14 protein-coding genes are annotated in these 11979 nt (G+C 26.7%); 3 read left to right on the top strand and 11 right to left on the bottom strand.

Going from position 1 to position 11979, the window contains the following annotated elements:
• Positions 1-17 precede the first annotated feature (17 nt).
• The 8 genes from IC174_RS04380 to IC174_RS04340 all read right to left on the bottom strand — a co-directional run bounded on the left by IC174_RS04380 (position 18) and on the right by IC174_RS04340 (position 6502).
• Entirely contained in the window at positions 18-167 is a 150-nt protein-coding gene (locus IC174_RS04380; protein WP_227434212.1) for a hypothetical protein, read from the bottom strand.
• 1046 nt (positions 168-1213) lie between these two features.
• A complete protein-coding gene (locus tag IC174_RS04370) occupies positions 1214-2665 on the bottom strand; it encodes a leucyl aminopeptidase (protein WP_227434210.1) in 1452 nt (483 codons plus the stop codon).
• 15 nt (positions 2666-2680) lie between these two features.
• Entirely contained in the window at positions 2681-3121 is a 441-nt protein-coding gene (locus IC174_RS04365) for a MarR family winged helix-turn-helix transcriptional regulator (protein ID WP_227434209.1), read from the bottom strand.
• Between the two features lie 260 nt (positions 3122-3381).
• On the bottom strand, positions 3382-3810 hold the full coding sequence (gene ytfJ, locus IC174_RS04360) for a GerW family sporulation protein (RefSeq protein WP_227434208.1): 429 nt from the start codon (positions 3808-3810) through the stop codon (positions 3382-3384).
• Positions 3764-4396: a DUF2953 domain-containing protein gene (locus tag IC174_RS04355; RefSeq protein WP_227434207.1), complete on the bottom strand. Its 633-nt coding sequence runs from the start codon at positions 4394-4396 to the stop codon at positions 3764-3766. The genes ytfJ and IC174_RS04355 overlap by 47 nt, the downstream gene beginning before the upstream one ends.
• 219 nt (positions 4397-4615) lie before the next feature.
• A complete protein-coding gene (scpB, locus tag IC174_RS04350; RefSeq protein WP_227434206.1) occupies positions 4616-5155 on the bottom strand; it encodes an SMC-Scp complex subunit ScpB in 540 nt (179 codons plus the stop codon).
• A 1-nt stretch (position 5156) separates the two neighbouring features.
• A complete protein-coding gene (locus IC174_RS04345) occupies positions 5157-5876 on the bottom strand; it encodes a segregation and condensation protein A (protein WP_227434205.1) in 720 nt (239 codons plus the stop codon).
• Positions 5877-5905: 29 nt separating this feature from the next.
• Positions 5906-6502, bottom strand: coding sequence for a site-2 protease family protein (locus IC174_RS04340; protein WP_227434204.1), 597 nt, complete (start codon positions 6500-6502; stop codon positions 5906-5908).
• Positions 6503-6760: 258 nt separating this feature from the next.
• On the opposite strand from IC174_RS04340, the gene IC174_RS04335 reads away from it, so the two are divergent.
• From IC174_RS04335 to IC174_RS04325, 3 genes are all read left to right on the top strand, one after another.
• The gene (locus tag IC174_RS04335) at positions 6761-6910 is read left to right on the top strand and encodes a hypothetical protein (protein ID WP_227482245.1); all 150 of its coding nucleotides are present in this window, start codon (positions 6761-6763) and stop codon (positions 6908-6910) included.
• 192 nt (positions 6911-7102) lie between these two features.
• Positions 7103-7957 carry an AraC family ligand binding domain-containing protein gene (locus IC174_RS04330; RefSeq protein ID WP_227482244.1) on the top strand — a complete coding sequence of 285 codons (855 nt, stop codon included), beginning with the start codon at positions 7103-7105 and terminating at the stop codon, positions 7955-7957.
• 3 nt (positions 7958-7960) lie between these two features.
• A complete protein-coding gene (locus tag IC174_RS04325) occupies positions 7961-8383 on the top strand; it encodes a DUF2000 domain-containing protein (RefSeq protein WP_227434201.1) in 423 nt (140 codons plus the stop codon).
• A 114-nt stretch (positions 8384-8497) separates the two neighbouring features.
• Here IC174_RS04325 and IC174_RS04320 read toward each other — a convergent pair whose 3' ends face one another.
• From IC174_RS04320 to IC174_RS04310, 3 genes are all read right to left on the bottom strand, one after another.
• Positions 8498-9661, bottom strand: a complete 1164-nt coding sequence (locus IC174_RS04320) for a D-alanyl-D-alanine carboxypeptidase family protein (protein ID WP_227434200.1) — start codon at positions 9659-9661, stop codon at positions 8498-8500.
• 53 nt (positions 9662-9714) lie between these two features.
• A complete protein-coding gene (locus tag IC174_RS04315; RefSeq protein ID WP_227434199.1) occupies positions 9715-9915 on the bottom strand; it encodes a CD1290 family small acid-soluble spore protein in 201 nt (66 codons plus the stop codon).
• 201 nt (positions 9916-10116) lie between these two features.
• A complete protein-coding gene (locus IC174_RS04310; protein ID WP_227434198.1) occupies positions 10117-11793 on the bottom strand; it encodes a ribonuclease J in 1677 nt (558 codons plus the stop codon).
• Between the last annotated feature and the right edge of the window lie 186 nt (positions 11794-11979).

Here is an 11979-nt window from a genome sequence, read left to right as displayed (position 1 = left end):
TCAGCAAAATTTTATTTTTAACTTCTATATTGTTCTCTCTTATTTTCATAAATTTTACTATATTCTTCTATCGCTTCATCCCATGCTTCTATATCTGTTATCCCTTTTTCAATTGCTAATAAATGAACTATCTCAGCTAACTTTGATGCTGATTCTATTATTCCCATTTGTTACACCCTCTCTATTGTCAAATACTTACAAAAACTGTTAATTAGTTCTAATATTTGTTATTATTATTCCCAAAAACTTTAATAAATAAAAATATTTTTATTTTTTGACACGATTCTAATATGGCCACTATGACTACGAAATTTAAAAACTTTTATCTCTTTAAATTTTCTATATAAAATCTTAACTTTATTAAATTTTTTATATATTAAATTGACAGAGGATGAATATATTTATATAGGTACATATTAATTTATTATAGGAGAGAATGCTCTATGTTTAAAATTTTTCTTTTTTCTAGTGAACAGTTTGTAAGTCTTTTTATATTCGGATTATTTCTATATCATTGTCCAAAGCTAACAAAAAATATTTTACCCTATAGTTACACAGTTGAAAAAATACTTTGTACCTTAATGGTAATAGTCGTTGCTTTAGAACAAATTTTAATTATTTCTTCAGGGAATTATAGCACCTTGAATTCCTTACCAATTGGAATTAGCCATATTTGTATCTACATATGTATAGCTATATTAGTTTTTAAACAGTATCATTTTTTTAACATATTTTTTTCTTGGAGTTTAGTTTGTTCTGTTGGAGAACTTATTTTTTCTAAAAACTTAGGATACGAATTTCCTAGCTTCATATATTTTCTATTTATCTTCTCTAAATGTTTGATAATATATGCAAATATTTATATGGTTGATGTAAGAAAATTTAAAGTTAACAGACATGCATTTAGAGATAATTTTGGAATTTGTCTTATTTATTTTTCATTTATATTTTTACTAAATACATTTACTGATTCACAATATTACTATAGCTTTTTAAGTTACAATACAACTACCATTTTCATATTTATTTTTGCTACTAGCATTGTGTACATACTTCCTCTTTTATCCAATATAGATACCTTTATCCTTGAAAAAAAGAAAAAGAGTAAATAATTTGTTTAAATTTATAAATAAAGCCACTTAGATATTTTTTAAGTTTTAAAAATATCCAAGTGGCTTTACACATTAAACTATAGTTTTTGTAATATATAATTTTATACCTCTGCTAAATAATACAATGTCCTAACAGGCTCTCCTGTCGCTCCTTTTGATTTATATCCCTTTGATTTTGATGATGTACTTGTACCTGCTATATCCATATGTATCCATGGAGTACTGCCAACAAATTCTCCAATAAAGGCTCCTGCTGTTATGCATCCAGCATTTTTACCTCCAGTATTTTTAAGGTCTGCTTCTTCTCCCTTTACCATATTTTTAAACTCATCATAAAGAGGCATCTTCCAAACTCTTTCTCCAGATAAAGTAGATGCTTTTTCCAATTCACAATAAAAATCATCATTATTTGTTACTACAGGAGTTGCAACATTACCTAATAATGTTAAAGCTGCACCAGTCAATGTTGCTACATCAACAACTTTTGTTACTTTTTCATTATTAATAATGTAATATATTGCATCGGCTAATGTAAGTCTACCTTCTGCATCTGTATTTAAAACTTCGATAGTTTTTCTTGCCATAGAGTTAATTATATCTCCTGGCTTATATGAACCTCCCGATAAAGCATTTTCACATGCAGCTACTACTGCTATAACATTTTTCTTTAATTTACTCTGAGATATGGCACACATAGCTCCTATTACACTTGCAGCTCCAGCCATGTCTGTTTTCATATCTAGCATAGATGCATTTGATTTTAAAGAATATCCACCAGTATCATAAGTCAATCCTTTGCCCACTAGACCTAGTATATCTGAATTCTCTTCATCTCCAAAATATCTCATTACTATAAATCTTGGTTTATTAACTGAACCTCTTGATACAGCAAAAAAAGCTTCCATACCCAATGCTTTTATTTTTTCTTCTTCATAAATCTCAACATTAAATCCATACTCTGCCCCAAGTCTAACTGCCTCTATTGCCAATGTCTTTGGGTATATTATATTTGATGGTTCGTTAACTAGATTTCTAGCTATTATAGTTGAATTAGATAGTATTCTAGCTTTTTCTATTTGACAATCTGCTTCTTTTTCAGTGAATATAATTATATTCTCTATTTCTCTTTCTTCAAATTCTTTACTTTTTGTCTTATATTTATCAAATTTATAGTTTCCAAGCAATATTCCTTCTGAAAAAGCACCTATCTCTTCTATATCTAAATTAATATTTATTATGTTAATATCATTATTTTTACATACTTTATTTCTCAATATACTTTTTATTTTTTTACATAAATTGCCCCCTATGATTCTAAGTTTTTCCTTATCTAAAGATTCTTTCTTACCAAGACCAACTAGACAAATATCTATTAGATTTTCATTTTCGAGCAATGTCACAATCTCTATGTTATTTTCTTTAGCACTGAAGTTTTTACTTACAATATTTAATTTATCAAACATTGTAGAAACATTCTCATCTTCAAACACAGTAACTACAGTTATAGCATCATCCAAGCTTTTTAATATTTCTTTAGAACATTTTATCTGCATATCAAATTCTCCTTTTTAAAATAATTGCTCAATTATATTTCTAGAGTCTTCCAAAGAATCAAATAATTTATCTTTGTTTTTTACATCTAAACAGTTCATTTTATCACTTATTATAGATATAAATTTTAATATTTCATCATCTAGTATTTTTTCTCCACTTTCAGTTATTCCATAAAAAGTATTTCGTCTATCTCTACTATCTTCTTCTCTATATACATAGTCTTGCTCAACTAGCTTATTAAGCAATATACACAAACTAGAAGTAGATACATGTAAGTCTCTACTTAAATTTTTAAGTTCCATTTTATTATGCTTTCTTATACTTACTAAAGCAAAAAATTGCCTTTCTGTAAGTACTTTACCTTTTTTATATCTTTCATTATTAATAATCTTTATTAAATTATGAAAGTTATTCATACTTTCCAACAACAAAATAGATAACTCTTTATCACTCATAAAATTCACCTCAAAATTAATAATTGGGACTCCCTCTTATCCCCCCAATATGTTTATATATCTCTAATATAATACTTCTTTTCTTTTTATAATTATACTATAGATAAACTTTATTATCCATTTAAATTGTTTTAAACTAAAATATTATTAGGTATAAAGTAAAAAACATTTAAATTACATTATAAAATAGTGAGACTTATATCAATCTCACTATTTTCCTTAAGGATATATTTTATTTTCAAAAGTATTCTAATCTTATACTACATATTATTCTTGTCTGTATTTTTATTATTTTGAGATATATTCTGAATTTTTTCTAATACTCTAGGAGTTATAGACAAGATATTATCTACTAGATTAATATTACTATCTAAACTCATTATTCTAGTTTCTCCACTTTCAACTACTACAAATGCTACTGGTTGTACAGATATAGCTCCTGCACTACCTCCTGCAAAATTTGTATCTGCTTTTTCACTTTTTATTTCAATATTTTTATCTTTCTCATCATATCCTTTTGAATATTCTCCTCCACCTATACCAAATCCAATTGTTACTTTTGATATAGGAACAACTACTGTAGTATCTGTTTTTATAGGGTCTCCTATAATAGTATTTGCATCTATAGAACCTTTAATAGTTTCAAGAGTTGTTTCCATAAGACTTTGTATCGAACCTGTTGCTCTCATTACTATCACCTCCCTTATAATTTCCTTTATTTTTATTCATAACCTTATTAACCATTATTATAAAATGAAATAAATCTTTTATTCTTGACCTTATATGTATCCTTACATTTCCCAAAAAGTAATCTTTTGTAAAATTTGGATTTACATTTAGATATATTTTTTCTGCATCAATTATATTAAATAAATTTCCATATAGAGTATTTATTAATACATACACAGAAGATGTCAAACTTACATTTTTAGTTCCAAAATCAATGTTTGAATAAAATTCATGTATTTTTATCTTTTTTAATAGTCTATAAATACTTAAAAGGTCATCAGCTAATAATATACTAGAGTCTATATTATTCTTCATCCCCTCTTTTTTATCATTATTGTTACTATTTTCAGCTGGATATAGTTGTCTATTTATATTTATTAAATCAAACATGTATTTTATATTAAGTTTTAAACAAACATCTTTATTGTTTATATCTGCTATTAATAAGATATTTATATGAGACATTAAAAACAATACAATTATACTTATTATAAAAATTATTGCTATTATTAAGTATTTAAAATTAAGTAATTCATTAATCTCCATGTCTATATTATCATCAAAAAATTACTATTTATACTTAATTAACCATATTTATTTTACCAAAACCACTTTTTTATATTCACACAAAAAAACACAATAACTTAGAGTATTTTAAACCTTCTAAAAAATTTAAAACTATAAACTAAATTACTGTGTTCTCCATATTTTTATTTTAAAATTAACATTTCTATTGTAAAATTAAGATTCTCTTTGTATAACATTTTATTCATTTGTTAATGCTTCTTGATAAGTTTCTATAGCAGGCAACTCTTCAAGACTTTCTATATTTAGCAACTTTAAAAATTCATCTGTTGTCTTATAAATTATAGGTTTTCCTATTTTATTAAGTCTACCAGCCTCTCTTATAAGTTGATTTTCAAATAGAGTTTGTAGCACCTTATCACATTTTACTCCCCTTATATCTTCTATCTCTACCTTCGTTATTGGTTGTTTATATGCAATTATAGTAAGAGTCTCTAGTGTAGCTTGACTCAAACTTTTCTTTTTCTTTGGTTCAATAATTTTTTTTATATATTCTGCATAATCTTCATTTGTACACATTTGATATTTGTTTTCCAATTTGATTATTTGAATACCTCTATTTTTTTCTCTATATTCATCAATAAGTAAATTTAACATAATCTCTATCTCTTTTGATGAAAGTTCTTTATTTATTATATAATTTAATTCTTTTATACTTATTGGGTCACCATATGCAAACATAATAGATTCTATAATACACTTTATATCTTCTCTTTTCATTTTAACACTCCGAACTTTTTCTAATTAAAATATCATCAAAAAATATATCTTGTACCACTACTATCTCTTTTTCTTTTATAAGCTCCAATATAGATAAAAAAGTAGCAATTATTTCATCATTTTCATATGATTTTATGATATTTGTAAAAGTAACTTCTATTTTCTCTTTTATGACATTTCTTATATACACTATTTTTTCTTCCACAGATATTATCTTTTTTCTCACTATTTTATCCAATTTTTCATCATTAGTATTTTCAATTTGTGATGTTTTAACCTTAAATATATATGGAAGTATATTTTTTATTGCCTCTATTGATATATCTTCTAAATCTACATTATCATCAATAACTATTTCTTCTTTAGTTCTATAAAATCTTTCATTAATATAAGTTATATTTTCCTTTATATCTTGTGATGCTATTTTAAATTTTCTGTATTCTTCTAATTTCTCCATAAGTTCTATTCTTGGGTCTTCTTCTTCATCCTTTTGTTTGTAAAGTAAGTATTTAGATTTTATCTCTAAAAGCTTAGATGCCATAGTTATAAATTCGCTAGTTATCTCTAAATCCATTTTGTCTAACATTTTTAGATAATTAAGATATTGCTTAGTTATATCTATAATTGATATATCTTTTATATCTATCTTATGTTTAGTTATCAAGTCATACAGCAAATCTAATGGTCCCTCATAAACTTGTAATTGTATATTATACTTCATATTAATCCCTCTTTAAGTTATTTATTTTATTAAACAAATAAATATACTATTCTTAGTAATACTGTATATATTGGTGTTAATATTATTTGATATATCCCTGTAAATAAAGCAATCAACAAAATTATATAACTCATATTTTCAAATTTATATACATATTCATTCCATTTATATGGAACAAGTGTAGATATAACTCCCCATCCATCAAGTGGAGGTATAGGCAGTAAATTAAAAGCTGCAAATCCCATACTATATAAGAATACATATTCAGCTATTGTATTTATCGCATACATGTGCACATATTTATTTATAATGACACAGACTATAGCGGTCAGAACATTACAGAAAACACCTGCAAGTGAAACTATCAAATTGCCTATCTTGTAATTTTTAAAATTATTAGGATTTACTGGGACTGGTTTTGCCCATCCTATTCTAAGAATAAACATAGCCAAAAGACCAATTGGGTCGACATGTCTTACAGGATTTAATGTCATTCTTCCATAAGCCTTAGCTGTATCATCACCTAATAAATGTGCCGAGTATGCATGACCAAACTCATGTATTGATATTGCCATGGCTATACCAACTAAACTTGCTACGATTTCTCCTATATTCATACTTAACATTAATGTACATCTCCTAAATTAAATTTTTAATACTATTATAACAATTAAATAACTTATAATCAAAATTATTTTATATTATAATAATTGTGTATATAAGCATAAAATTAAAATTCATTTTTTACTTTATAACTTTTATTATTATATCATATTAGCTGTAAAAATATAATAATTACACTTATTGGTAGTATAATATTATATTGACATAAACTGACATTGTTGTTATCTTATTGGTGTATTACAAATGAAGGTAACAACAAAATGAATAGTACTGTAGAAAATAATGAACTAAAATTTAGATACACAGTTGAATCAGATACAGACCTTGTATTAAAATTTATAAAAGAGCTTGCTTCTTATGAAAACATGTTAGACGAAGTTATTGTAACTGAAAAAATACTTAATCATTAACTATTTGTAAAGAAAAAGGCAGAAGTTTTAATTGGTTAGCAAAATAAATTACATATAAATATTATTTAATTTGACAACTAAAAAAATTAAGTTGTCATTTTTTTAGTTGTTCTTAATTTTTAGTCAATATCATACAAGAACTACAAAAAAATATATGTTACACTTTATACATTATGAAAGGAGGTTGTCCAGTTGAAACAAGAAGAACGCACAGTATGTTTTGATAGTGAATTAGAAATTGAAGCATATAGATTCAAAGGTATTATGCAAAATTTTCCAAACCATTTTCATGAACACTATGTGATTGGTTTTATAGAAAAAGGTCAAAGATATTTATCATGCAAAAACAAAAAGTATACCACAAGCACAGGAGATTTATTACTTTTTAATCCTTTTGATAGTCATACTTGTGAACAAATAGATAATGAAGTTCTTGATTATAGATGTATTAATATTAAACCAGAAATAATGCAAAAAGCTATATTAGAAATTACAGGGAAAAATTATTTACCTCAATTCAATCAGCAGGTAATATTTCGTAGTGAATTAGTACCTTTACTACAAGAACTACATCATATAATTATGGAAGAACAATTAGATTTTAAAAAAGAAGAAATATTCTTTTTCCTAATTGAACAAATAATCAATGAATATACAGAGCCAGTTTTACAATCTAACTCAGAAAAAATAAATACAGAAATTCAAATAGTCTGTGATTATTTAGAAAATAATTATGCTGAACGCATAGCACTTGATGAATTAAGTTATCTAGCAAAAATGAATAAGTACTCATTACTTCGTAATTTTACAAAATTAAAAGGTATTACACCCTATAGATACCTTGAAAATATAAGAGTAAATAAAGCTAAGAAACTTTTAGAAAATGGAATAGAACCTATAGATGCTGCTATACAAACAGGCTTTGTGGACCAAAGTCACTTTACAAATTTCTTTAAAAACTTTATTGGTCTTACACCTAAACAATATCAAAATATATTTATAAACAATGATAAAAATAATTTTAAAGAGGATAAAAAGGAGAATTGAAAAATGGAAAATAAAAATGTAAAATGTGTTATGGTAATAGATGAAAATTTACCAATGGGAATTATATCAAATACAGCAGCAGTAATGGGAGTTACACTAGGTAAATATACTCCAGAAATAGTAGGTCCAGATGTAGTTGACAAAACAGGTAATAATCATTTAGGAATTGTTGCTATACCTGTGCCTATCTTAAAAGGAAACAAAGAAATTATAAAGAATTTACGTAAAAAATTATACACTCCTGAATTTGAAGGATTAACTGTTGTAGATTTTTCAGATGTTGCACAAGGTTGTAATATTTATGAGGAATTCACACAAAAAATTGCCACTGTCCAAGAAGATGAACTACAGTATTTTGGTATAGGAATATATGGAAATAAAAAGCAAGTAAATAAACTTACAGGCAGTATGCCTTTACTTAGATAATCATTGTAAGCATATACTTATAACAATCTTTAATATACTAAATAAAAATACCCATATAGTACTTCTATACGGGCATTTTTTATGTGAATTATAGCTGTATCTTATCGCAAGTTATTATATCATATTATCAATTATTCTTTGAAGCATTTGTAGGTAACTTGCCTTATTTATATCTTTATTATTTATTAATTCTACTTCACCTATTACTTTTTTATCTTTACATATCTTTATCTTTCCTAAAACAGTACCTTTTTTAATTGGCATTTTAGGATTTTTTACTATTTCTATTTTCTTTTCAAACTTTTTAGAACTTCCTTTTTTAATAAGAGCATTTAAGTCTTCTTTAGCAACTAATTTGACTTTATTTTCATCAGCTTTATCTAATGTAAGTGTAGCGATATTATCTCCCTTACTACACAGCTTAACGCTTTCATAATTTGCAAATCCATAATTTAAAAGACTAGATGCATCATTAAATCTTTCAGGAGAAGTTTCTGCACCCAAAGTCGCCGCAACTAAATGAGTATTACCTCTTTTTGCTGATGCTGATAGACAATATTTAGCTTCTTGAGTAAATCCAGTTTTAACACCAGTAGCTCCTTGATAATGCTTTATAAGCTTATTAGTATTTGCAAGACCTACTGTAACTTGTTTTTTACCTACTACAACCTTATCCATCCATGTAGTTAAGTATTTGCTTATCATTTCATGTTTTAATAATTCTCTGGACATTAAAGCTATATCATGAGCAGATGTATAGTGATTTGCTACTGGAAGTCCATTTGTATTTGCAAAATGAGTATCATTCATATTTAGCTCCTTTGCTTTAGAATTCATCCTATCAACAAACCCTTCAACACTTCCAGCCAAGTGTTCAGCCATAGCTACACAGGCATCATTTGCAGAAGCAACAGCTATACCTTTTAATAAAGTATCAACCTTTTGAGTTTCTCCTGGTTCTAAAAATATTTGACTACCACCCATACTAGATGCAGTTTCACTCACTTGTACTTCATCATCAAGTTTAATATCACCTGAATCCAAAGCTTCTACAATAAGTAACATTGTCATTACCTTTGTTACACTGGCAGGAGGAAGCTTTTTATGAGCATCCTTTTCATATAAAATTTGTCCACTACCAACATCCATCAAAATTGCCGATTTTGAAGATATATTTAGTTGGTTGGCATCAGCATTGTCCTTACTATTTGCAAAAGAAAAACTCAAAGGAGTAAATGCAAGTAATATAGCCAAAGCAGTACTAGCTAATTTTTTCATAGATGTCACCTCTTAAAGTTTATTTAAACTTATTTTCTCACAATTAACTTTTTTTATTCTAAATGCCTAGATATACCTTGACCTAAATTTTTTTTCTTTTCAAGCTTTTTAAAATAACCTTCTAAAACACCTTTATTCGATGCATTTTCTATTATTTCAAAGGCATCTTCATAATTCATTCCATATTCTCCTGCTATTTCCATCTTAGTTTGTTTTAAAGCTTTTCTAGCATTTTGTTTTGAAATATTATCCATAAATATCCTCCTATTAATAAAATTTATATATAAGTAGTTTTTACTAATAAAAGATTGTTATAATTGGTATTTTATGTAATATCTGAATTTTTCAATATTAAAAAGACCTCTTGTAATTCTTAAAATGATATCAATTTAATCTTTTGATATCATTTTAAAAATTACAAGAGGTCTACTTTTCAATTTTATAAACTTTATATCCTATACTTCCATTATTATAGGAAGTATCATTGGATTTCGCTTAGTTTTTTGATATAAATACTCTTTTAGGTTTTCTTTAATGTTATTCTTTAAATAAGCCCATTCTTTAATATTTTTCTCTTCACACTCGTTTAGAACGTTTTTAATTATATCCTTTGCTCCATCCATTAAATCTTCAGACTCTCTTACATACACAAAGCCTCTAGATATTATATCTGGACCTGCTAAAACTTTGCCTTCATCTTTAGAAATAGTTACTACAACTATCATAAGACCATCTTCTGATAAATGCTTTCTATCTCTTAAGACTATATTACCTACATCTCCTACACCTAATCCATCAACTAGTATATTTCCTGTTTGTATACGATTTGCTACTTTAGCAGAGTTTTTATCTAACTCTAAAACATCTCCTGTTTGCATGACAAAAATATTTTCCTTGTCCATTCCAAGTTGTTCAGCTATTTCAGCATGTCTTTTTAACATTCTATATTCACCATGAGCTGGCATAAAAAACTTTGGTCTAACTAATGCATGTATAAGCTTTAATTCTTCTTGACAAGCATGTCCAGAAACGTGTATATCCGCTATATCACTATATACTACTTCTGCTCCTTTTTCAAATAAGAAGTTTATTACTCTTGATATTAATTTTTCATTTCCTGGTATTGGATGAGCAGATATTATAACTAAATCGCCACTCTTTATTTCTACTTTTTTGTGTTCTGAAAAAGCCATTCTAGCAAGAGCTGACATAGGCTCACCTTGTGAACCAGTCGTTATTATCACTAACTCGCCATCTTCATGCTTGTATATATCATTTAAATCTATTAGCATATCGTCAGAAATATCTAAATATCCTAATTCCTTGGCAACTCCAACTACATTTACCATTGAACGACCTGATATAGCAACCTTCCTATTAAACTTTTCAGCTGTATTTATTATTTGTTGTAATCTGTGTATGTTAGATGCAAACGTAGCAACTATAATTCTTCTACCATTTCCCTTTGCAAATAACTCATCAAGACCTACTCCAACAGTTTTTTCAGACATAGTAAATCCTGGTTTTTCTGCATTAGTACTATCTGCCAACATTAAAAGAACTCCTTTTTTGCTCAACTCACAGATTCTATGCATATCCATAACATCACCATCAATTGGAGTTAAGTCAATCTTAAAGTCTCCTGTATGGTATATTATCCCTTGGTCTGTGTGTACTGCAATAGAGTAAGCATCTGGTATACTATGGTTATTTTTCAAAAACTCTACTTCCATATTATCAAGCTTTATAACTTGTCTTGGAGTTATGACATTTAACTTAACATTATTCATCTTATGTTCTTTCAATTTTACTTGTATAAGACCTATACTAAGTCTCGCTCCATATACAGGAACATTTATCTTTTTTAGTATATATGGAAGAGCTCCTATATGGTCTTCATGTCCATGTGTAATAAATATACCCTTTATTTTATCCCTGTTTTTGACTAAATAAGTTATGTCTGGTATAACTATATCTACTCCTAACATTTCATCTTCTGGAAAACTAAGTCCAGCATCTATAACAATTATTTCATCTTTATACTCAACAACAGTCATATTTTTTCCAACTTCGTTAAGTCCACCTAAAGCCATTACCTTTATCTTGTTGGTGTTCTTTTTGAACAATTGCATCATCTCCTTCTGTCTATTTAATTTTTTAACACGTTCTACAATCTTAAATAATATCAAATCACGCACTCGCTACCAGTTATTCTTATTGTACCATAATTCGTATCATATTTTAAGCTATATTTAAAATACATTTAACGTATTATTTTGACAAACCTATTTTATTTTGATATCCTCTAAATATTATAT

Source organism: Clostridioides sp. ES-S-0001-03 (assembly GCF_020676075.1).
Taxonomy (GTDB): Bacteria; Bacillota; Clostridia; order Peptostreptococcales; family Peptostreptococcaceae; genus Clostridioides.
Note: the sequence above shows the minus strand (reverse complement) of the source record. Positions and strands in the feature narration are given on the sequence as shown.

Bases quoted from the DNA above. Each gene is read 5' to 3' on its own strand.
- IC174_RS04325 (WP_227434201.1), top strand. From the start codon at position 7,961: ATGGAAAATAAAAATGTAAAATGTGTTATGGTAATAGATGAAAATTTA.
- IC174_RS04335 (WP_227482245.1), top strand. From the start codon at position 6,761: ATGAATAGTACTGTAGAAAATAATGAACTAAAATTTAGATACACAGTT.
- IC174_RS04365 (WP_227434209.1), bottom strand. From the start codon at position 3,121: ATGAGTGATAAAGAGTTATCTATTTTGTTGTTGGAAAGTATGAATAAC.
- IC174_RS04380 (WP_227434212.1), bottom strand. From the start codon at position 167: ATGGGAATAATAGAATCAGCATCAAAGTTAGCTGAGATAGTTCATTTA.
- IC174_RS04370 (WP_227434210.1), bottom strand. From the start codon at position 2,665: ATGCAGATAAAATGTTCTAAAGAAATATTAAAAAGCTTGGATGATGCT.
- IC174_RS04315 (WP_227434199.1), bottom strand. From the start codon at position 9,915: ATGGATAATATTTCAAAACAAAATGCTAGAAAAGCTTTAAAACAAACT.
- IC174_RS04340 (WP_227434204.1), bottom strand. From the start codon at position 6,502: ATGTTAAGTATGAATATAGGAGAAATCGTAGCAAGTTTAGTTGGTATA.
- IC174_RS04355 (WP_227434207.1), bottom strand. From the start codon at position 4,396: ATGGAGATTAATGAATTACTTAATTTTAAATACTTAATAATAGCAATA.
- IC174_RS04345 (WP_227434205.1), bottom strand. From the start codon at position 5,876: ATGAAGTATAATATACAATTACAAGTTTATGAGGGACCATTAGATTTG.
- IC174_RS04320 (WP_227434200.1), bottom strand. From the start codon at position 9,661: ATGAAAAAATTAGCTAGTACTGCTTTGGCTATATTACTTGCATTTACT.
- IC174_RS04310 (WP_227434198.1), bottom strand. From the start codon at position 11,793: ATGCAATTGTTCAAAAAGAACACCAACAAGATAAAGGTAATGGCTTTA.
- ytfJ (WP_227434208.1), bottom strand. From the start codon at position 3,810: ATGAGAGCAACAGGTTCGATACAAAGTCTTATGGAAACAACTCTTGAA.
- scpB (WP_227434206.1), bottom strand. From the start codon at position 5,155: ATGAAAAGAGAAGATATAAAGTGTATTATAGAATCTATTATGTTTGCA.